20 protein-coding genes and 1 tRNA gene are annotated in these 20026 nt (G+C 61.0%); 10 read left to right on the top strand and 11 right to left on the bottom strand.

The window, feature by feature from the left end; all coding sequences use genetic code 11:
* Positions 1-244 precede the first annotated feature (244 nt).
* On the bottom strand, positions 245-754 hold the full coding sequence (locus I7X12_RS04440; RefSeq protein WP_198062662.1) for a hypothetical protein: 510 nt from the start codon (positions 752-754) through the stop codon (positions 245-247).
* A 152-nt stretch (positions 755-906) separates the two neighbouring features.
* Here I7X12_RS04440 and I7X12_RS20840 point away from each other — a divergent pair, with 152 nt between their 5' ends.
* The gene (locus tag I7X12_RS20840; protein ID WP_198062663.1) at positions 907-1101 is read left to right on the top strand and encodes a helix-turn-helix domain-containing protein; all 195 of its coding nucleotides are present in this window, start codon (positions 907-909) and stop codon (positions 1099-1101) included.
* Positions 1102-1114: 13 nt separating this feature from the next.
* On the opposite strand, the gene I7X12_RS04450 is transcribed toward I7X12_RS20840, so the two are convergent.
* On the bottom strand, positions 1115-1411 hold the full coding sequence (locus I7X12_RS04450; RefSeq protein ID WP_198062664.1) for a hypothetical protein: 297 nt from the start codon (positions 1409-1411) through the stop codon (positions 1115-1117).
* A 445-nt stretch (positions 1412-1856) separates the two neighbouring features.
* Here I7X12_RS04450 and I7X12_RS04455 point away from each other — a divergent pair, with 445 nt between their 5' ends.
* Positions 1857-2228 (top strand): hypothetical protein, encoded by a 372-nt coding sequence (locus I7X12_RS04455; protein WP_198062665.1) that lies wholly within the window; start codon positions 1857-1859, stop codon positions 2226-2228.
* 112 nt (positions 2229-2340) lie between these two features.
* On the opposite strand, the gene I7X12_RS04460 is transcribed toward I7X12_RS04455, so the two are convergent.
* Genes I7X12_RS04460 through I7X12_RS04475 form a run of 4 tightly spaced genes read right to left on the bottom strand, consistent with a single transcriptional unit; the run spans position 2341 to position 4592 of the window.
* A complete protein-coding gene (locus I7X12_RS04460; protein ID WP_198062666.1) occupies positions 2341-3807 on the bottom strand; it encodes a hypothetical protein in 1467 nt (488 codons plus the stop codon).
* Complete coding sequence (locus tag I7X12_RS04465; protein WP_198062667.1) at positions 3804-4112, bottom strand: hypothetical protein; 309 nt, start codon at positions 4110-4112, stop codon at positions 3804-3806. The genes I7X12_RS04460 and I7X12_RS04465 overlap by 4 nt, the downstream gene beginning before the upstream one ends.
* Entirely contained in the window at positions 4105-4431 is a 327-nt protein-coding gene (locus I7X12_RS04470; RefSeq protein ID WP_198062668.1) for a hypothetical protein, read from the bottom strand. Before I7X12_RS04470 ends, I7X12_RS04465 begins: the two co-directional genes overlap by 8 nt.
* On the bottom strand, positions 4428-4592 hold the full coding sequence (locus I7X12_RS04475) for a hypothetical protein (RefSeq protein ID WP_198062669.1): 165 nt from the start codon (positions 4590-4592) through the stop codon (positions 4428-4430). Before I7X12_RS04475 ends, I7X12_RS04470 begins: the two co-directional genes overlap by 4 nt.
* Before the next feature lie 437 nt (positions 4593-5029).
* Here I7X12_RS04475 and I7X12_RS04480 point away from each other — a divergent pair, with 437 nt between their 5' ends.
* Positions 5030-5191, top strand: coding sequence for a hypothetical protein (locus I7X12_RS04480; RefSeq protein WP_198062670.1), 162 nt, complete (start codon positions 5030-5032; stop codon positions 5189-5191).
* Positions 5192-6761: 1570 nt separating this feature from the next.
* Here I7X12_RS04480 and I7X12_RS04485 read toward each other — a convergent pair.
* From I7X12_RS04485 to I7X12_RS04495, 3 genes are all read right to left on the bottom strand, one after another.
* Positions 6762-7772 (bottom strand): tyrosine-type recombinase/integrase, encoded by a 1011-nt coding sequence (locus I7X12_RS04485; RefSeq protein WP_198062671.1) that lies wholly within the window; start codon positions 7770-7772, stop codon positions 6762-6764.
* Positions 7773-8083: 311 nt separating this feature from the next.
* Positions 8084-8629, bottom strand: coding sequence for a type IV pilin (locus I7X12_RS04490; RefSeq protein ID WP_198062672.1), 546 nt, complete (start codon positions 8627-8629; stop codon positions 8084-8086).
* A gap of 215 nt (positions 8630-8844) precedes the next feature.
* Positions 8845-9393 (bottom strand): type IV pilin, encoded by a 549-nt coding sequence (locus I7X12_RS04495; protein WP_198062673.1) that lies wholly within the window; start codon positions 9391-9393, stop codon positions 8845-8847.
* A 439-nt stretch (positions 9394-9832) separates the two neighbouring features.
* On the opposite strand from I7X12_RS04495, the gene I7X12_RS04500 reads away from it, so the two are divergent.
* From I7X12_RS04500 to I7X12_RS04510, 3 genes are all read left to right on the top strand, one after another.
* On the top strand, positions 9833-10531 hold the full coding sequence (locus tag I7X12_RS04500; RefSeq protein ID WP_198062674.1) for a hypothetical protein: 699 nt from the start codon (positions 9833-9835) through the stop codon (positions 10529-10531).
* Between the two features lie 90 nt (positions 10532-10621).
* The gene (locus I7X12_RS04505; RefSeq protein WP_006885692.1) at positions 10622-10867 is read left to right on the top strand and encodes a DUF7120 family protein; all 246 of its coding nucleotides are present in this window, start codon (positions 10622-10624) and stop codon (positions 10865-10867) included.
* 204 nt (positions 10868-11071) lie between these two features.
* A tRNA-Val gene (locus tag I7X12_RS04510) sits at positions 11072-11146 on the top strand.
* Positions 11147-11325: 179 nt separating this feature from the next.
* On the opposite strand, the gene I7X12_RS04515 is transcribed toward I7X12_RS04510, so the two are convergent.
* Positions 11326-12273, bottom strand: a complete 948-nt coding sequence (locus I7X12_RS04515; protein WP_198062675.1) for a nucleoside hydrolase — start codon at positions 12271-12273, stop codon at positions 11326-11328.
* A 757-nt stretch (positions 12274-13030) separates the two neighbouring features.
* On the opposite strand from I7X12_RS04515, the gene I7X12_RS04520 reads away from it, so the two are divergent.
* From I7X12_RS04520 to I7X12_RS04530, 3 genes are all read left to right on the top strand, one after another.
* The gene (locus tag I7X12_RS04520; protein WP_198062676.1) at positions 13031-13249 is read left to right on the top strand and encodes a hypothetical protein; all 219 of its coding nucleotides are present in this window, start codon (positions 13031-13033) and stop codon (positions 13247-13249) included.
* A gap of 250 nt (positions 13250-13499) precedes the next feature.
* Positions 13500-13823, top strand: coding sequence for a hypothetical protein (locus I7X12_RS04525; RefSeq protein WP_198062677.1), 324 nt, complete (start codon positions 13500-13502; stop codon positions 13821-13823).
* Between the two features lie 292 nt (positions 13824-14115).
* Positions 14116-15393 carry an RNA-guided endonuclease TnpB family protein gene (locus I7X12_RS04530; RefSeq protein WP_198062678.1) on the top strand — a complete coding sequence of 426 codons (1278 nt, stop codon included), beginning with the start codon at positions 14116-14118 and terminating at the stop codon, positions 15391-15393.
* Positions 15394-15580: 187 nt separating this feature from the next.
* Here I7X12_RS04530 and I7X12_RS04535 read toward each other — a convergent pair whose 3' ends face one another.
* Entirely contained in the window at positions 15581-17458 is a 1878-nt protein-coding gene (locus tag I7X12_RS04535) for an acyl-CoA carboxylase subunit beta (RefSeq protein ID WP_198062679.1), read from the bottom strand.
* A gap of 112 nt (positions 17459-17570) precedes the next feature.
* On the opposite strand from I7X12_RS04535, the gene I7X12_RS04540 reads away from it, so the two are divergent.
* Positions 17571-20015 (top strand): hypothetical protein, encoded by a 2445-nt coding sequence (locus tag I7X12_RS04540; RefSeq protein WP_198062680.1) that lies wholly within the window; start codon positions 17571-17573, stop codon positions 20013-20015.
* Positions 20016-20026 lie beyond the last annotated feature (11 nt).

Raw genomic sequence — 20026 nt, forward strand, 5'->3', positions numbered from 1 at the left:
TAACGGACAACATGGTTCCATCAGGTGCATAGTATAGCGTGTCTCCGTGGGTCACATCGTCGCGCTCGTAATCAATCGAGTATTCATCACGGTGGATGGATGGGAGGTGCATGAGTCAGTACACCTCGTAGGCGTCAGGATCGGCTCCACAGTCGCAACCCTCACCGTGCATGGGATCCTCGCAGTATCCTTCTCCCCCGTCTCCGATGTCCCCGCAGGTGGGCGAGGGGTGTTCGAGGGCCATTCAGATCCCCTCCTCGAAGGTAGCACCGTCACGGTAGCAGTCGAAACACGGGCATCCATCAGGAAGTTCATTACACTCGTTACAGTCGTCGTCCGACTGTTCCCCGTCCGCCATCGTCTCCGTTGCCCGACTCCCGCCGTCGGCGATGGGCGATTGTTCGTTGGCGAACCGTGGGCCTTCGCCATCGGTGTGTTCCCCTATCTGTGGGTCGACGGCGTCTCGTTCAACCCAGGAGGGAACCGTCTGTTCGCCCATTGCGAAAGCGACTCGGCGAACGTGCTTACAACGGTCAATGTCGTCCCTGTATTCGTAATCAGGACAGTCACAGATGTCCCGACGGGCATCGACTCTGTAACTACTTCCCGACTCAGAAACTACTTCGAACACGTCCCCGCCCATCGGGAGAACAGTCATGCACTCCGTGAGGGCTCGAACGGTCCTATCGTCTATCGTCTCTACACCCTCGGCCGTGACGACACCGTCAAGTGCCGTCGTTGCAAACTCGGACATGGGTTGTGGTCCAACCCATCGGCGTCCGTGTTGGCGCACGGGCGCTTTCTGCGAGACGCAATACGCCGATGAGTTACATCAACCAACGAAGGGCATCCACTTAATCCTGTCGCATGTAAGGATTCAAGTACCCACAAGGCGAACAAAGAGGTATGCCCGAACACCATGATGACAGTGAATACGTCGATGCAATCCGAGATGGAAACCACGCGACAACGGATATAGCGGACTACGTCGGTGTGAAACGACAGTCTGCGTATGAACGACTGCACGCTATGGAAGAACGTGAATTAGTCGAGAAAGAAACGGTCGGTAATTCGCTATATTGGACAGTCGACGAGGACTAAAAGCGTCTTCTGCTTACTCGCCCGTGGGGGTTCGGGGATCGAAGCGTCCCCGAACCATCGAGGCGGAGATACCGACCATGTCTCGGCGAAGAAGGTACTTCTGACCAAATTCGTCTGCGAAGGTGACGATCCCGTCGTCAATGTCTATGCACTCGGCGAGCGTCCCATTCGTTCCGTCAATCAGGAACCATTCGCCGACAAGCTCTTGATTGTCCATGAACCGAGACGGATAGAGCTGTTCGACGGCGTCCGTCGAGAGTCGGCTGTCGTCGATACCATTCGTGTCGTCAGTGTTCGCTTTCGTCGCCATTGCAATTCTACAAGGAACCCGCAAGTAAATAGTAGCAAGTGAACAAGTGGATACTATCCCCTACACTAACTTTAGAATATGCACACAGCGATGTAGGATATAATAAAGGCGTACTCTTGTGAAGGCGAGTTACCCACGTATGTCGGGCGAAACTCAACTAACATCTACTGCCTTCGAGGGAAATGCAGTGTGTGCATGGCATACGAGCGCGCGTTGGTTGACGCCGTCGTCCGACAGTGAGATGGGCGATAGTGGTCCGTAGAGACATACCCTGCCAAAGATAGGTCTTGGAACGGTCCATATCGGACATGGGGGAGGGGATCGCTATCGGTCCGAGCGACGACTATAACTCGCCAAATATGCGATATACGCCGATGATTCCGTCGAAAATCGGTCAATTTCCCGTGGGAGAAGTTTATTGTGTAATGATACGACTGTATCGTATATGCCCGACGTGTTATTAGACTGTTCGCGGTCGGAGGCGAGAGAGCGGTGTGCGAGAGCGGTACGACAAACAGAGGGTTTGTCGAAAGCGAAAGAAACCGACTATCAAGTGGTTGGGAAGACGGGTTTGAGCTTTCCCCGAGTGCTGTGGTCCTGGGGCGAGAAAGTGTATGTCGACATCAAGGAGATGGAGTCGGGGCAGATCGGTATCAACGTGAGAGGCGAAAAGAACGTCCCTGTCAATATCGGCGCGAACCCCGAGAAGTTTCGACGGCGAGTCTTGGACGAACTGAGTCGGTCCGAGAGACAGGACAAGAAGATGGTTGGAGGGATGGATATGACACGGGCATCGGAATTAGAGGGCGAGTCGTAACATCCCCTAATCAAAGATGTGAGAGGGGACAAGCCGTCGACCCCCAAATTCCGATTTAGAAAAAAGGTATTTCAGAGTTAATTAGAAACGCCCAATTCCGACAAGAGTAGTGCTATTCCCCGTTGCCCTTCATTTCGATCATCTGCTTGCCCTTCACACGAAGGTCGTCCATCGTACACTCGACACCGCATCGGATGAGCGTCTTTGGATGGTCGTCGTTGCCGACAGTCGGTGAGACGACTTTGTGGACGACTTCTTCAATTTCGTACGTTACTGACGGGACATCGGTATCCAATCTGCCATTACACGCGGGCTGTGCTTCGATGATGCCGTATGGACGTGCGAGCGGTGTCGGCATTGAGATGATTTCCCCACCCGTCGTCCCATCGATACGATTCTTGAGTCGTCGCTTTGCCTCTTGCTCGGCAACTTTCAACGACGGTGCATCGGTTTTGACAAACTCGGGTGCGTCGTTCGACCCCGCACGGTCTGCTAATGCCCCGTGTTCGACCACGACTTCGGGGATAGTAGTCCCGACAGCAATTGCATTGTTTGGGAAGGTTGGTTCGTCGGACGTGACTTCGCGCTCTTTCGATTGTTCACCACGGACACCAAGGGTGTGTTGGGGTGAGATTTGGAACATGGCGTTGTTTTTGAGAACACGGCTATCCTCAATGGTTCCACTCTCACCGAGCCCAATTGTCCCCAATCGCGGTTGCTCGATGTGTTGATCGTAGACGATTGTCGGCGTGTCCGTTTGAGAATTGTATTCGACCCACCACGACGATTGGGTCTTTTTACAGATCCAATCGAGTACGTCGACGCAACTATGTTTATAGTCGTAGAATGCTTTTGGAGCGGCTTTCTCAACGGTTTCCGTGACATTCCCCCACGACCTGAACTCGGACTGTACTTCTGCAAGTCCTTGTTCGACGACTGTGTCGTCAAGTGGTGTACTATCAAAAGCGGTGTCTTCGGAAACGGTCTGTTGCTGATCTTGTGCCATTCCTGCTTGGACAATTCCTAATCCCGCAGGAACGGACCATTGCCCATTCGTTGCCTTCACATCGAACTGTGGAAGTCCGCCGTGCGATTGGAGCTGATCTGCGACCCTATCGAAAACGTTCTTAACAGAGTGTTCGTACGAAAATTCATCGTCAAAACTCACATCAGAGAAGATGTTTGCCCAATCAGTGACGAGGATGCGGAAAGCACCTCTCAGCGGACTCGATCCTGCTGAGAAGATGGGGCCGTGGTGGATGGTGACGTATTGGTTCGTTATATCACATTGTAGGTCGATGCGGACAGGATCGTTTCCAAAGGATCGAAGCCCGTCTGAAGATGCATCGTCGGTTATTGCTCCGAGTACATCTTCACCACCCCATTCGTAGGGGATTTGGACCTCTGTGACCTTCACAAGGTCAGACGTGCCGTGTTTCGCAATCGTTGATTCGAGAGCGGGTGTATCTCCCTCTTTTCCATTGACGACAGGGACCTCTGTCCCATCGACAGTGACACGAACAGTGGGACGACAGTCAGACGGATAGGCCGATGTGCCGCGAATAGATGAACTACTCATTCGCTCACCTCTCCCGTATCGATGACTTCGCCACTCTCGATTCGAGCTTCCCAACTGCCATCGGCGTCGATCAATATCGAAACGTCATCGTGGTCATAGTCTTCTTCGAACTGTTCCTCGTCGGTTTCGTCAGTCTCGCTATCGTTAGTCATATTCTCCATAGAATCGCGTTCCTCGGTTGGTTCTCCACTCGAAGTGTGGGGGTTGGCCGTCTCGGAACCGTCTCCGTCGTCGGATTGTTGGTTCGCCGTTGCTCCCGAATCCGTGGGCGGACTGCTATCCGACGACTGTTCGCTTTCAGTCATCGTCTTCGCCTCCCGTCACAGCACTCAGACCCCAATCGTCGGCCCTACCCCCATCGTCACCTTCGTTCGCAAAGTCCTCAGGCGTGGCGACAAAGGACATCTTGAGCGAAATTTCCGTCCGTCGACCGTTCTTATCCTCTAAGTATCGCGCCCTCGGTCGATCGACTCGTACCTTCTTCGCTTGCGGCTTCAGAAACGTCTCGCCGTCGTGAATTACTGCGATCGTCGTCGGCTCTGCCGATAGCACCGTTTCGACATCGGAAACGGACAATCCGTCCATCGACCGACTTGCAAGGTCGGAAGGGTCTGTGTCGGTCATTCGTATTCCTCGGTTAGATCAACATCGATGTCCGCCTCATCGAGCAATTCAGGAATGATTTCGTCGTACGTTGCGTTGGGCGAGCAATCGAGCCACTGTCGCGCCCTGTCGAGACGTGCTGCCGTCTTCGGTCCAATCGTGATCGAGATGAATCCAGACATTTCGTTAAATTCCGTAATCACTGTCGTCGGTCTGTTCGTCGCCCGATACCACAGATTCGTCGGGCGAGTGCTGTTCGACAACCGCTCCGTCGTCCAATTTCTCCCTCGCCATTCCCCATCGGCGAAGTGCAAGCATCGCCCCACTCACCGCCGTCGAATCATCCATTCTTGATTGAATATCGCCGTCGTCGGTTTCACCACTATCCGTCCCACCGTTCCCCCAAGCACGGGCGGAGGCTTGCCCCTGTGAAACACGTTCAAACATCATTAAGTTATCATACTACGAGACTTGGACTCCGTCGATTCTATGACTCTCAGGAGTCTCCACTCTCTACAGGAGTTGGGACTAACAGATTCGACGCATTCGCCACATCTCCGAACCGAGGGATACCGTCATCGCCCATTCGCCAGATCCCCCGTCCGTAATGGAGGTCCCAATGGAAATCCTCCTCGTGAACCGCTACGGTCGATGGGATATTGAGAATGCGATGAGTCTCATGATGGACTACAGTCGAACCGTCTGCAAACACCTCGTACGGATCAGCTCCATCCGCAATCGCAGACAGTCGATGCTCATGGACGATCACGTCCCCGTCTGAGAGGTAGGTGTACTGTCCGTCCGTCCACCGTTGGATGTCTGGTCCGACTCTCGATGGCGGCTCGATATCGTGCTTATCAAGCCAATAAGCGATCGTAGAACGAGATACATCGAAGCGTTCCCCAATCTCTCGTTGAGCCAACTTCTCCTCGTGATACAGCCGCTGTAGTACATCAAATCTCTTATAATCGCATTGTTGATCGCAGTCTGTACTCTCTCCGTGCCCATCTTTGGGCGAACCGTCACCTGACATATTTCCTCTACGAACACAATCCTTATCAGGTGGGACAACGAAGGTAGAGTTGGAACCCACTCCTTCACTCTCCTATCTTCACCGAACGAGCAGTCAATTCTATATCAATTTGCTCGCTCGACGAAGGACTCGGATCGCGCTCGTATGTATTGCATGGGCTGCGGGGCTCAAAAAACTATTGATCGAAGACAGGTCAGAAAATATGTTGGTTAGACGAATTGGACAAACGTGAAATCAAGAAGGACCCAATAGATGCTCCCATCAGACTTGGTATTGAATTGTACGTAGCGCCCATCGAGAGAGTCATCATTGGGTCAGAGGATGTTCCACTCTCGGAGAGCATTCGATGTTGAGCATTCCTATGCTACAGCACAGAATTGGCCCGCAAATTGGCTCACGATATCGTATCAAAGTCATGATTCCAATACCATAGGCTCGACTCGGGTTCAACCGTGAACAACCATCTCCCAACTCCCGATTGCGGTGCTGTGGATGATCTCCGTCACAGAGACAACTCACCAATTACCGTTTCTTCCACTGTTTTCAAACAGTGTGGCGATTCACCGCAGTCGACGTTTCTGAGTGTCGAGGGCGGTTTGCTGTTTGAACCGCCCGAGACAGGAAGAAACGAGACAAGGTGAATCGCAATATCTCTCCACTCCATAGATTATGTTTTGTAAAGTGTGAAAACTTTTGTAGCTAATCTGAAAAACTACCGTGATCGGAGTTTGAGACTAAGTTGTCTGTATGTGCTATTCTGATGGATTCATTTGCGGAAGATGATGGAAGACACTCGTTGGTCAATCAAGTCCTCTGTGATGGCTGTATGGTGGCTCAAATTAGATTCTGATGGCAACTGTGTCCCTACGCTTCGACCGACGGTTGTATTCGACGGTTCACTAAGCCGACTGTCTTGGCTATTTGAGACACTGCACTATGAGTTGCCTGTATGACCGACGTGAGTGAGTGGAAAATATTTGCGAGATGAATCCCCTTAACCCACCTCATCGTCCCTGTGAGAACAGGAGTAATGGCCGAAAATCAACCCTCACGAACGGAGCTTGGGACGAGTTTCCCCATCGTCCGTGAACCAAGTCGGTGCGTCGGTACTGTGAAGCGAGGATCGAGTGACCTTCGAGTACCAATCCCACTTCGATTCGTTGATGTTGACCCCTTTGAGTTTCTGCGTCATAGTTGCTACTATTGTGGACGTTCGTCGAATAACCTTTGTTCAATACAGTCGATTCGTTGACTACTATTATTGACAGGAATCGTATGAATAAGTGTTGCCGAGGGCGGATCGGCAGTCGGTTATCGTCTATTCGAAGTAGTCGCGTCGATCCTCTTGTTTTTCCTCCTCAGTGCGAACGTCGTAGTGTTTGTCCATAATCTGTTGACTTACGTTACAGCGGTCGGAAATATACTTATCTGGAATCTCGTCTTTCCGATAGTCGATGATGGTTCGTTTGCGGATGGCGTGAGGACTCACAATCGACGGACAGCCACTTGGAACGTTGGTATAGCCTGCTGCATCACATTCCGCTTCGAGGCGATTGTGCGGACAATCAGCGCCGATTTGGCACGGTTGCGTCCATCGATATACGATGCGTCGAAGCGTAGATTTCGATGGCCTCGTCGTTTCCCCTGCGATGAGCGGTTGTCGTCCGTGGTCGTCTGTTACTGATGGCCGAACGTTGTCGATGTAATCGGCGATGACCGTCGTGATGTGGTCCGATAGAGAGACGGGACGTTCACCACTGTATCCGTTTTTCAACGTCGTTCCTGCGTCGGGACGATGCTCGAACCACAGTCGTTGCTCGTCACGGTCGAAGTCCTCGATGTCGAGTGAGTGGGCACCACCTAATCGAACGCCAACGCCATAGAGAATTGTCCACAGCACGTGATCGCGAGAGGCATATTCGAATTGATTGAGATAGTGGTCTATCTGTTCTGCGTGATCCTTGGGGAGTACCTCATCGCGTTCCTCACCCCCATTCAATGCGGGGACATCGATTCGTTCCGAGAGGTTTTGTTCGACGGCGTCGATGTCTTCGAGGAAGCTTACCCACACTCGCACCGTCGTTAGTTGAGTATGGAGTGAGGTAACTGAGAGGTCTCCGTCCTTCCGTCGCCACTTGCGATATTCGAGTAACTTCCGACCATCGAGGTCGGCAGTCGTTCCGACATCATCTCGACCATCCGCCCATCGGATCACATGCTTCAGTCGATACTCGTGTGAACGGACGGTGTTTTCCGTCACTTCGTCGCTGCGATGTTCGAGGTACAATTCTACAGCCTTGTCGACGGGCATCGGTTCGATCTGTGACATGGGTTACGACGCGCGATAGGAGAATTTTGGACGCTTGGGTGGTCGAGAGACCTAAACACCCGCGGTTCAAATCCGCGTTGGCCCACTATTTTGCTGCGAGCACTACGCGAGCAGCAAATAGTATCCCGAGCGGATTCGAACGAGAGAAGTCGCAGCCCGCACAGAGAGCGAAGCGACCGAGCAGGACCGTCTTCGCGTTGTTCAAATCCGCGTTGGCCCACTCAGTTTCTACACACTCGTCAGCCGACGGAGAGGCGTCGATCGGTTCGTAGGGGTCGGCGTCAAGTCGTCGCGCGGAAGAGAGTCAACGGTCAGGCGCCGGGACCGTCGGCGGTGTAGACGATCGAGGACGACTCGTCGTGCGGTGAGCGATACACCAGTAGTAGTTCGTAGTCGCGGTCGACGGGAACGTTGATCGAGTCTTCGGTGACGATCTGACTGTCCTCGCCGGAAGTGCGGTCGGCGGGCCAGAATCCGGTCTCGTTGACGTGGAGCCGCACGGTCTCGCCGTCCTCGTAGAACTCGTCCTGTACGTCCAGCGAGTCCGACGACTGGACGTTTCCGTGGGCGGTGTCGGAGGCGTTGAAGCCCGACCCGCGGACGTACAGCGCGTCGAAGCGGATCGAGTCGCCGCCCTGGTGGGCGATCGTCGCGTACCCCGATCCGGCGTGGTCGGGTGTCGGCGTGTAGCGGTCCTCGAAGGTCGTCGTCGGTGTCTGCGGCCCGGTCTGGTTCCCGTACCCGAGGACGAGCGACGCGATGACGGCCGCGAGGATGACCGTGATCGCGACCATCAGTACGACGCCGATGACCGGCGACACCGCGTCGTCGTCCGAGAGAAGCCCGTTGATGTGCATGGTTCGACCAGCACTCGCGTGTCTGCGCAGTGCTACCCGGATACTTCTCGGTTACCGGAATAAGTGTACCACGCCGTTCTCGCACGTACTGGCCGCTCAGACGACATTTATCGGGTTCAAGCAGAACTTGGAGCTCCGTCGCGGTGGCGCGAGTGATTCTCGTCGATGAGACTCGCGGCTACGCGGTGTGATAAAACGGAAAGAGGGCGGCCGGATTAGGCGTCGGGGCCTTCCTGCTCGTTCAGCGTCGAGGAGGTGTCGCCCTCCTGGGCCTGGTAGACGACGCTGATGTCGTACGTCGAGTTCACGGAGACGTACGCTCGGTCACCGGAGACGACCGCGCTGTCGTCTCCACTCGCGGTCCCGTTCCAGATTCCGTTCTCGACGGATGCGTTCATGTGGTCGATACTGCTGGCGCTCGCGTTCTCCTTCAGCCACCCGCGCCAAGTACTTACAGTCCCAGCATCCTCATACAGGTCGAAGAAGTTGCTCCCACGGATATAGAGCTCATCGTCGCTGACCGAGTCTCCGCCGTCGTGCGAAACCGTAAGCACACCGACGTTGTCTTGGTCGGACCACTCGTTGACCTGCTCGTAGTCGAACCCGATAGTTGCGGTCGGTGCGCCTTGCTGTGCCTGATTCCCGAGACCGAGGACGAACGACGCGATGACGGCCGCGAGGATAACCGTGATCGCGACCATCAGGATGACGCCGATAACCGGCGACACCGCGTCGTCGTCGTCGAAGAGTTGCTTGATATCCATTGTGTTCACCGCATCTCTTCTGGCGCGCTGACACGCACACCCCTGCGAGATGCTATCGGGTAGTTTCGGCTTACCCACATAAACCCGGGGTTGCGTTTTCCCTGAACTGCCCGTTCAACCGGAGATTTCGCCGTTCAAGTCCGGGTTGAACGGCAGTAACGCATTCTGAAAATAGCCTCGAGAACCGCTAAAACTGCCGACATGGGCGTATGGCGACCATTTGCCCGTGAAATAACGTCTGGCTGACTAGAACCACGTCCAGTCGAGTTCGACCGACCTGTGCCGGCGACGACCAGCCGACTTCGGCCGCGTGCGGGTCCCGGTCGACCGGGCGCCGGTAGTGTGGCCCTACCCGCGCGGGCGACGTGGGGGCTCGCACCCGCCGGGTCGTGTGGTAGTGGTCGACACATATTTGTAATGGAAGACGGTATCTGGCCCCATGGCTCGAACACGTCGTGCAGTCCTGGCAATGGGTGCAGCAAGTCTCTCGGCGCTCGCAGGGTGTGGGAACGGTGGCTCCGGCGGTGGTGGCGGTGGTGGCGGTGGCGGCGGTGGCGGTGGGGGCGGTGGTGGCGGCGGCGATGGCGGTGGCGGCGGTAACTCGGGACCGTTCCCCGACAACACCGACGTTACCGATATCTTCGAGGAGATCGAGGAGACCATCGAGATCCCCGCGGGAGAACACCAGGCGTACGAGCTCGAATTCCCGAACGGTGGGGCACTCAGCTACGAGTTCACCGTGACGAACGGTCCCGCTATCGACGTACTGATGGTCCGTGACGGTGAGTTCAGCTACTTCGAGCAAGGATATCAGGTGAACTATAACTCCGCCCACACGATCCAGGAGAACATGGAAGGGTCCTCGTCGGCCGGTATCAGCTCCGGGACCTACTTCCTGACCTTCGACAACTCCGAGATGGGGCGTGCCCAGCCGCCGACGCCCGAACCGACGCCGACGCCGACGGCGACGCCGGAGCCGACCGAGTCGATGAGCGGGAACTCGACGGCGACGGAGTCGATGGGAACCGAGTCGATGGGCACCGACTCGACGAGTGGTGGGTCGGAGTCGACCGACTCCTCGAGCGGCGACAGTGGCGGGACCGCCACGGTCGAGCTGTCGATCACCGCCGGGCAGTAAGCGAGCGACACCACCCAGCCGGCGGGTCCGATCCGCGCCGGGAGCCCAAATACTCAAATCACTTCACTCCCGAGTGTAAACTGACAACCCATGCCCACCGTCGAAGTATCACTTCCGGAGGACGTATTCACGAAGCTCGAACGCATGACCGAAGAAGAGTTCGTCAGCCGCGAGGCCGCCGTCGAGGAGTTACTCTCGATGGGACTGGACGCCTACACCCGCGACACCGGCGAGGAAGTCGCCGAAACCGACATGGCCGACGAGTTCGCCGACGACATGTGGGACACCGCCGAAGACCCGGGGATGCGCGAAGAGGACGACGACTTCTCGTTCTGAGGACAGCGACGGTGTCACCCGGCTCCGGTCGACACCGGTCGCGCCCACCCGACCCGATCACCGGCCGGTACCGCCCGCTCCCGTCCGACCCGATCACCGACTGGTCCCGGGTGCCCTCCCGCGAATCCACCCCCGTGCTCGCGGGCCGTCTTCGAAACCTTCAATTGTCCCCCTCCTCAACTTGAGAGTGTAGCAGGCAAGCGCGGGTTGGTGGTCTAGGTTGGTTATGACACCTCCTTGACATGGAGGAGGCCGGCGGTTCAAATCCGCCCCAACCCATTTCTGATTTCTCGTAACGACGAGCGGCGCGAGGACTCCGTCGGATCGAGGTGGGCCGACGGATACGAACCCTAGCGGTCCTGCGCACCGAAGCGAGCACGTCTGGTTCCGGTTCGAATCCGCCCCGACCCACGTCTGCCGAAGCAAGTTCGTGAGCGGCGCGTCGGCCGTCGGGACCGTCACTCGAAAACGGCGTCGGGGTCACGCTCGCGCAGCATCTCCAGCATCACGTCGGCGAACCGCTCGGCGTCGGCTGCTTCGACGACACGAGTATCGGCGGGTTCGCCGGACGCGCCATCGAAGTCGACGCTTGTGTACCCGCGGGTGAGCCCCTCGCGTTCGTCCACCTCGACGGCGTACGAGTCGACTCGCCGACGGAGTTCCGGATACGCGAGCAGTGCGGCGGTCAGGCCGTCGGGCTGGGTGATCCCGTCGAGTCCGTCGGCTTCGCCCCGTTCGCGGACGACGTTCGTCACTTCGCGAAAGAAGTCGGCGAGGTCGGTGTCGATCGCGTCGATCTCCTCGAGGGTGTCGGAGGCGAGTGCGGTCCGCAGACAGAGCCCCCAGTCGACGAGCGTCAGCTCGAAGGCGTCGAACACGCGCTTTGCGGCGTCGGGGTCGGCCCAGACGTTGAACTCGGCGGCGGGCGTGACGTTGCCGCGGGACTCGACCGCGCCGCCCATCACCCACACCTCGTCGACAAGATCCGGGAGCGACTCCTCGCGGGCGTGCGCGAGCGCGAGATTCGTGAGCGGGCCGATACAGAGCAGCGTGACCTCGCCGGGCGACTCGCGACACCGGGCGACGATCTCCTCGGGGGCGAATCCCTCGGCGGAGTCGATGCCGGTCTCGGGACGGAGGTCGCCGCCCAGCCCGCCCTCGCCGTGGATCTCTGTGGCGTGCTCGTGGGACTTGATCAACGGCGAGCGAGCCCCCTCGTAGACGGGAACGTCGGTCGCGTCGACGAGCGAAAGCGTGTATTTGGCGTTCTCGACCTGCCGATCGAAGGAGACGTTGCCGGCGACGACGGTGACGGCCTCGACGGAGAGCCGGTCGGTCAGGACCGCGAGTGCCAGCGCCTGTGTGTCGTCGCCGGCCGTGTCCGTGTCCACGATGACGCGTCGCATACCCCGACATCGAACCCCGGACGTAAGCCCCTGCGGGTCGGTGGCGATGGCTGTTCGGTCGTGACCGCACGGCGTGTCGCGAGTTGCACGCGATGAAAGCCCTCGACCCGCTCGCTCGGAACCGACTCTACCGCACTCGACGGCACGCGATGAAAGCCCTCGACTCGCTCGCTCACGGGTCGCTCCGCTCGCCGGAAGACTCGCTCCGCTTGTCTTCCGAGCCTGCGTTCACTTCGTTCGCGCAGACCCCGTTCGCGTTGACGAGGCCTCCCTTCGGTCGGCCTCGCTCTCGCGGTCGCTGACCGACATATCCGCGCTCTCCGCACCGCCTGCTCACGGCAAAGCCGTTCGCTTCGAGACGCTACGCGCCTCGCACCGCGCGGATAGCGGTCGATCAGGCGACTGAACTGCACGCGAGCAGGGCGGTCGGCTCCGCCGACCGCCGCAAGCCGTGGCGGCTTCGCCGCCACGCGCGCCTCGCCCGTTCAGTCCACCAGGACCGCACCGCGACAGCGACCGCACCGCGACAGCAACACCACCACAGCACCGCAGACGGCCACGAGCCTCCCCAGCCGATTCGCTCCTATCGTCGCTCATCCCTCGCGCGGCTACGGTCGGCGCGCACGAGAGCGCGCCCCAGCGCGCGCCGACCGCACCCGATCGCTATCCTTCCGACCCGGACCGTTTCGCGAGTGTGTTCGCCGACCGGACCCGAGGGATGTATCACGGGGGACGGTCAATACCGGACCGAGAACCGATGGCAGACGACACAGACCCGACGGTTCCGGTGGTGTGTTCGGAGTGCGAGACCGAGACGGCGGTCCCTATCGACGACGTGGCCGAGGCGGTCGAGCGTCACAACGATGGGCTTCACGACGGCGAACAGGTCGCCGGCGTCGACCCGGCGCTGGCCGACCAGGTCCGCGACCTGGTCGCCGAAGATCTGGGCCTGCTCGACGACCCCGCGGACGACTGACCGACCGGCCGATACGTTCAGCGAGATCGCCGCTTCGAGCGATTAATTCGCCGTAATTCGGCTTTATCGGGATTGATGGAGTTCCCCTTTCTTGGAGCGCCCGTGTGTTCGGTCGCGTAGACGCCTCCGGCGTCCCGGAGACCATCATGTCACGCACACACGACCGCGCGAGCGTGCGGCTGCGGCCGACGAGTCCGCTCGCCGACCGGATAGAGCGACCACCAGTCACGGCCCGGGAGGTGACGGGCCCGTGACTCCTGGGCTGGGGCGGTGTCGTCACTGCGGTCGGTTGGTCCCAGCGACGGCGATCTGTCGGGCCTGTGGCTACGACGCCGACCCGGAGCGCAACCGTCGCGCCAGGTTCGTCTGGGGACTGGTCGGAGCCCTACTGACGCTGACGGTCGTCGGTGCGCCGGTGGGACTCCCGTGTCTCCTGAAGGCGCGTGGCCACCACCGCGCGATGACCGGGCGAGTCGTCGCCGAGGAGACCCGACCCTCGCCGACGGTCGCCGCAGGCCGGGCGATCGGACGGCGGCTGAACGGGGCCGGCGGGCGTCGCGGAGGGGGCGGTTGACGTGCCGATGCGCTGTCGGAACTGCGGGTCTCGCGGGCCGGTGATCGGCCGGGACCGCGACTGGAAAGTCCTCAGCGACGCCGCCACCCCCCGGCGACTCTACAGGCGGAGCAGACCGAGTGCCTCGGGGTCGTCCGAGACGGTGAAGCCGTCTTGTGAGGACAAGATACATTCGGCCTCTCGAACCACTTGACCCCGAGGATGAAGGCCGTACGCTCGGATAAACGTGTTCCACTTTCACTGTGGATGGCTAATATTGAAGCATAACGGACTGCTACGCCGAGATGGAGAAATGACACACGAGCAGGCTCTCGTGAAGACGCTGGATTTCCAACTCGACATCCAGAGTGACAACGAGGGCCTGTTGAAAGACGCCGCGCTCGAATCGCGGTGGGCGTACAACGAAACCATCCGCCTCGCTAAGCAAGGCGTTGACTGGGACGCCATCCCCGACCGAGTAGCCGACGACGCCAACCTCGTGAAGAACACGACACAGCGCGTCGTCGCCAAAGCACTCGGTGCGATGGAGAACTACTACGAGTACGACGACTTCGGCCAACCGAGCCACACCAAGGACGGCACGTACCCGCTTCGTGCGAACTACGAGGAAGGGTACAACCTGTCGCTCACCGACGACGGCGACGTGGCGTTCCGAATCAGCGCGAAGCCCTACAAGCACGTCAAAGGCGCCCTCGATGGTGACGACGCTCATCTGGACATTCTCAAGACCGCGCTCGAAAGCGACGAGTGGAAGATTGGGACGGCAGAAGCCCTGTTCCACAACGGCAACCCCGAGTTGCACGTCAACGTCACCAACACCGAGCAGACTGTCCGTGACAAGCAGGACTCACGAACAGTCGTCGGCGTGGACGTGAACGAAGATAACGTGGCTCTGACCGCGCTCTCCGAGGATGGCGTCGAAGACACATTAGTCATCGACTTCCCCGAACTCAAGTTCGAGCGCCACCGCTACTTCACGATGCGAAAGCGGGTCCAGAACGCGGGGAAAGACAGCATCCACGACACATTGGAAGGACGTGAGGAACGGTTCGTCCGCGACCGACTCCACAAGGTGAGTCGTCACATCGTGGAGTGGAGCCGTCAGTTCGAGAAGCCGTGCATCGTCTTTGAAGACCTCAAAGAGATGCGCGACAGTATCGACTACGGCACGCGGATGAACCGACGCTTGCACCACCTCCCGTTCCGCGCCCTCCAGTACTACACGTCGTACAAAGCATCGTTCGAGGGCATCCCGACTACGTGGATTGACCCGTACAAGACGAGTCAACGGTGCCCGATGTGCGGGCACGCCGAACGAGCGAACCGCAATAAGAAACGGTTCAATTGCAAGGACTGTGATCATCAGGACCACAGCGACCGTGGTGCAAGCGTCACCATCACCGTGAAAGGCATCAAGAAGCATCAGGACTGGAATGTGCCTGCTCTCAACAGCCTTCCCGTTGTTCGGAAGGTGCGACGGCAGGCATCGGGGGCCGTGGACGCCCCGACCGTGACCCACGACGCCGTTCGAGGCTATCAGACCGATGGTATCGTGGGAGTATCCGACTAATCCACGGGAAGCCTCGGGGTCGCCGGAAGACTCCGTCTTCCGGGATGAAGAGAGAGCACAGCTCTCTCGAACCACTTGACCCCGAGGCAGTTCACGAGTGTCGCCACTGTGGCCACCGCCAGCGCCGTCTCGACGCCCGGGTCTAACGGTCACACGGCGCGATCGGCCGGAGTGAGGGCCCGACCGCTCACAGCACGGTCCCGTGTTTCTTGTCCGGTCGCTCCTTCTCGACGGACTCGTAGAACTCGAACCGGGCGGCCAGTTGCGCGCGCAGGTCGCTCGGCGGGACGATCTCGTCGATGACGACCTCGCTGGCCATCCGATGGACGTCGATGTCCTCGCGGTAGGCCTCCCGGAGCTCCCGCTCGCGGCGTTCGCGCTCCTCGGGGTCGTCGATGTCGGCGAGCTTGTTCGCGTAGACGGCGTTGATCGCCGCCTCGGGCCCCATGATGGCGATCTCGCCCGACGGGAGGCCGATGGTCGACTCGGGGTCGTAGGCGGGGCCGGACATGGCGTAGATGCCGGCGCCGTAGGCCTTCCGGACGACGACGCACTGTTTCGGCACCGTCGCCGCGGAGGTGGCGTAGATCATCTTCTTACCCGCTTCGAGGATGCCCTCTTTCTCGACGTCGGAGCCAGCCATGAAGCCGGGCGTGTCACAGAGATAGAGCAGCGGCACGTCGAAGGCGTCGCACTTCCAGACGAACTCGGCGGCCTTGCGGGCGGCGTCGGGGAAGATCGCCCCCGCGCGGTGGGCTGGCTGGTTGGCGACCACGCCGACCGGCCGGCCGTCGATCCTGGCGAAGCCGGTGAGGATCTCCGGGCCGTACTCCGGCTGGAGTTCGAAGAAGGAGTCGGCGTCGACGACCCGCTCGATCACCCGTTCCATGCCGTAGCCCTTGTTGGGTTCTCCGGGGACGACGCCGTCGATGCCGTCGGGCGACTTCGCGGGCGGTCGCCCGGCGGTCTGGGGTGGCGTCTCGTCGCTGTTGTCCGGGAGATACGATAGCAGCTGCGCCACGAGGTCGCGCGCGTGGTGTTCGTCCTCGGCGACGAGATCCGCCGAACCCGAGTGGCGAGTGTGTACGTCGGGACCGCCCAGCTCGTCTAAGTCGATCTGCTCGCCGGTGACCATCTCGACCATCCGCGGGCTGGCGATGGCCATCGCCGACATGTCCCGGACCATGACCGTGAAGTCGGCGAAGACGGGGGTGTAGGCGGCGCCGGCGATACAGGGGCCGTAGAGGACGCAGATCTGCGGGACGCGACCGGAGAGCATCGAGTGGTTGTAGTAGTACTTGCCGATGCCCTCTCGGTTGGCGAAGAAGCCGGTCTGCTGGTCGATGCGTCCGCCCGACGAGTCCATCAGGTAGAGCACGGGCCGACCGGTCTTCAGCGCGCGCTGTTGCATCCGGAGGAACTTCTCGACGCCGTGTTCGGCCATCGACCCCGCCTTCACGGTGAAGTCGTTCGCCATGAAGTGCAGGTCCCGTCCCGCGAACTCCGCGGCGCCGGTGATCAGCCCGTCGGCGGGCAGTCGGTCGCCGTCGCCGGTCCCGCCGTCGTCCCCATCGCCGTCGTCCGCCTCCTCGGTTTCGGGCGAGTCGGCGTGCCACGCGTCGAAGTTGGCGAACGTCCCGTCCTCGAAGCGCAGCCCCGAGGGGTCGGCGGTCCGGTCGTAGTCGGCACCGGTGGCCTCCCCGGGCACCGGGTCGGTGTCGCCGAACCACAGTTCGAGGCGGTCGCGGACGAACAGCTTCCCCTGTTCGGCCAGCCGCTCGCGGTACTTTTCCGGGCCGCCCCGCCGGATGTCGGCGATCTCCTCGCGGAGCGCCTGCTCGCGGGCGGTCGGGCCGGGGCCCTCGTCGGCCGCGTCTCCCGCCGACTCGCCACCGGGGACGGAGCCGGCGGATCCGTCGCCGTCGAACTCGTGGACGACGGCCGGTTCGTCGGCGTCGCCGACGTACACCTCGACCCGACCGTCCCCCGGGACCGTCCGTTCGAGCGCAGAGGCGATCGCTTCGGCCTCCTCGACGCTCGCGTCCTGGGCGATTCGAACTCGCATACCTCACCCGTCGCACGCTGGCGGTAAAATAGGCACCCCGCCGAAGGTGGAACTTTCAAAGTTGATAGCCTCGGGCGACCGGTTAAGTAGATGAACGGCGAACGTCGCGCCAATGCGCCTCCGGTGGGTCTCCGTCCTCGTTCTCTTGATTCTCGCGTCGGTCGCGGCGCCGGCGCTCGCCGGCGCGGCCAGCGAGAAGCCCGCCGTCGACGTCACGGTCCGCTCGACGGACGTGTCGAGCGGGGACACCTACGAGTCGGGATCCGACGTCGAGATCACGGTGAACGCGAGCGTCGGGGACGCCGCGCCCGCCGGGACGACGCTGTCGGAGGTGGTCGTCCGGGTCAACGGCGACCTCGCGACGTCGATCCCGGCGAACGGCACGAGCCTCTCGGAGACGGTCAGGCCGGATCTGCGCGACGGGAGCAACTCGATTCGGGTCATCGTCACCGACGACGCGGGCAACGTCAACGCCACGTCGTTCACGGTCCTGAAAGACGCCGAACCGCCGCATATCTTCCTGACGAGTCCGTACGAGACGGCGCCGTGGAAGCCGATACCCAACGGGTCGGCCAACGACACCCGGGCCACGATCGCCGGCACCATCATCGAGGAGACCTCGGTCACGGAGCTGCGGATCATCCGGTGGTACGACGACCAGCGGACGACCGAGACCCTGCGGAACGTCGAGGAGAACTTCTCCGTGGACCTGCTGTTGGGGCCGGCGGGGGACAACGGGACGCTCAACCGGATTCGACTGACCGCCACCGACGAGTTCGGTAACTTCAGGGACTACGAGTTCTTCGTCGAGGTGACCGACGGAGCCGAGCCGGAGCTGCGTCTGCGCCCGTTTCCGAACGAGACCGCCGAGAACAGGATCTTCCTGGCGGGGACGGTCACCGACGACGTGAGCGTAGGCGGGGTCAACGTCACGGTCCGGGACCCCACGGGGAACGTGACCGGGAGGTACCAGGCCAGCCCGTCGTACTCCGGCCCGTTCGACGACGACCGGTACTCGCTGGCGTTCAACGACTCGATCTACCCGCTGTACACCGGGACCTACGAGGTGACGGTCACGGCGACCGACACCGCCGGCAAGTCGGTCTCGGAGACGGTCACGTTCGAGCGGGTCTCGAAGGGCGACGTCGCCCCGACCGTCGCCGTCGACCGGAGCCGGACCGTCGTCGTCGGCACGGAGCGGCTGTTTCTCAGCGGCGTCGCGTTCCAGGGCGTCACCGAGCGGGTGGTCGTCGAGACCCGGAACGCGACGACCGGCGATACCGTCGACTACCAGGTCGTCCACGCCGGCAGCCGACGCGAACGCGTCGAGTTCGACCGCGAGGTAGCGATCGCACCCGGGCGCACGACGGTGATCGTCCGGGCGACCGACGCGAAGGGCGAGGAGCACACCGAGCGATTCAGGGTCAACGGGACGACCAGGGGGACGTTCGTCGACGAGGGCGACGACTCCGGCGGCGAGTCCCGGTGGCCCGCGGTCACCGTCGAACCGCTTCGAGACGGCCGGCCCGGGACGGCGAGTTCGTCGGTCAGCGTCAGGCGCGCGAGTGCCGACACGACCGTCGCCGTGCCCGACGGGAACGCCTCGGAGGTGGTCGCGACGGCGAACGTCTCGGTCGAGCGGCTGCGGCTCGACGTGGCCGCCGACACGAACCTCACGGCGACGGTCGTCGCGCGCGAGCGGGCCGACGGCGCACTCGCCGGGCCGGACGGCTCGCGGGTCGGCGCGACCGTCACCGTCCAGCACTCCGTGGCCGAGGGGGCCCTCGACGGGGTGACCTACGACCTGGTGGTGCGTCGGTCGTATCTCGACGCCCACGGGCTCGACCCGGCGAACCTCTCGGTCTACCGGCTATCGAAGGGCAACTGGTCGTCGGTCGAGACGACCGCGACCGGATCGAACGGGTCCAGCGTCCGGTACGCCGTCGACTCGCCGGGGCTGTCGGTGTTCTCGCTGGCGACCGAGCCGGGCGTGGTCGACGGCGGCGAGGCGGGCGGGACCACCGACGGGACCGACGGCGTCGCGGGTAACGGCACGGTCGCGAACGGCACCGACGGCGGTGCGGGCAACGGGACGAGCGACGCGGCGGCCGCCCCGGAGCCGGACGTCGTCGTCACCAACCTCACGGTCAACCGGACCGCCGTGGCCGTCAACGAGTCCGTCCTCGTCAACGTCTCGCTGGAGAACAGAGGCGACGCGGCGGCCACCTACACCGCCGACCTCCGGGCGATTCACGAGGGGAACACCTCACAGGTGGCCAACCGGACGGCGGTGCTCCCGCCCGGCGAGAACCGGTCGCTCGAACTCACGGCCGCCTTCGCCGAGAGCGGCAACCACACGTTGGCGGTCGACGGCACCGAAGCGGGACCGGTCGTCGTCGGCGGTGGCGGCGGCCTGTTCTCGTTCCTCTCGGTGCTGTCGTTCCTCCCGCTCCGACTCATCGGGATGGCGCTCGGTGGCTTGATCGGCCTCGGACTCGTCGTGGTCCTCCTCCGATTCGTCCTCGGAAAGGTCGGTGGCGATAGCGCGGACGGGTGAGAATAGCGGCC

The sequence above is a fragment of the Halosimplex litoreum genome (assembly GCF_016065055.1).
Lineage (GTDB): Archaea > Halobacteriota > Halobacteria > Halobacteriales > Haloarculaceae > Halosimplex > Halosimplex litoreum.

Coding starts and splice junctions, on each gene's coding strand:
- I7X12_RS04440 (WP_198062662.1), bottom strand. CDS start 754: ATGTCCGAGTTTGCAACGACGGCACTTGACGGTGTCGTCACGGCCGAG.
- I7X12_RS20840 (WP_198062663.1), top strand. CDS start 907: ATGCCCGAACACCATGATGACAGTGAATACGTCGATGCAATCCGAGAT.
- I7X12_RS04450 (WP_198062664.1), bottom strand. CDS start 1,411: ATGGCGACGAAAGCGAACACTGACGACACGAATGGTATCGACGACAGC.
- I7X12_RS04455 (WP_198062665.1), top strand. CDS start 1,857: ATGCCCGACGTGTTATTAGACTGTTCGCGGTCGGAGGCGAGAGAGCGG.
- I7X12_RS04460 (WP_198062666.1), bottom strand. CDS start 3,807: ATGAGTAGTTCATCTATTCGCGGCACATCGGCCTATCCGTCTGACTGT.
- I7X12_RS04465 (WP_198062667.1), bottom strand. CDS start 4,112: ATGACTGAAAGCGAACAGTCGTCGGATAGCAGTCCGCCCACGGATTCG.
- I7X12_RS04470 (WP_198062668.1), bottom strand. CDS start 4,431: ATGACCGACACAGACCCTTCCGACCTTGCAAGTCGGTCGATGGACGGA.
- I7X12_RS04475 (WP_198062669.1), bottom strand. CDS start 4,592: ATGTCTGGATTCATCTCGATCACGATTGGACCGAAGACGGCAGCACGT.
- I7X12_RS04480 (WP_198062670.1), top strand. CDS start 5,030: ATGGAAATCCTCCTCGTGAACCGCTACGGTCGATGGGATATTGAGAAT.
- I7X12_RS04485 (WP_198062671.1), bottom strand. CDS start 7,772: ATGTCACAGATCGAACCGATGCCCGTCGACAAGGCTGTAGAATTGTAC.
- I7X12_RS04490 (WP_198062672.1), bottom strand. CDS start 8,629: ATGCACATCAACGGGCTTCTCTCGGACGACGACGCGGTGTCGCCGGTC.
- I7X12_RS04495 (WP_198062673.1), bottom strand. CDS start 9,393: ATGGATATCAAGCAACTCTTCGACGACGACGACGCGGTGTCGCCGGTT.
- I7X12_RS04500 (WP_198062674.1), top strand. CDS start 9,833: ATGGCTCGAACACGTCGTGCAGTCCTGGCAATGGGTGCAGCAAGTCTC.
- I7X12_RS04505 (WP_006885692.1), top strand. CDS start 10,622: ATGCCCACCGTCGAAGTATCACTTCCGGAGGACGTATTCACGAAGCTC.
- I7X12_RS04515 (WP_198062675.1), bottom strand. CDS start 12,273: ATGCGACGCGTCATCGTGGACACGGACACGGCCGGCGACGACACACAG.
- I7X12_RS04520 (WP_198062676.1), top strand. CDS start 13,031: ATGGCAGACGACACAGACCCGACGGTTCCGGTGGTGTGTTCGGAGTGC.
- I7X12_RS04530 (WP_198062678.1), top strand. CDS start 14,116: ATGACACACGAGCAGGCTCTCGTGAAGACGCTGGATTTCCAACTCGAC.
- I7X12_RS04535 (WP_198062679.1), bottom strand. CDS start 17,458: ATGCGAGTTCGAATCGCCCAGGACGCGAGCGTCGAGGAGGCCGAAGCG.
- I7X12_RS04540 (WP_198062680.1), top strand. CDS start 17,571: ATGCGCCTCCGGTGGGTCTCCGTCCTCGTTCTCTTGATTCTCGCGTCG.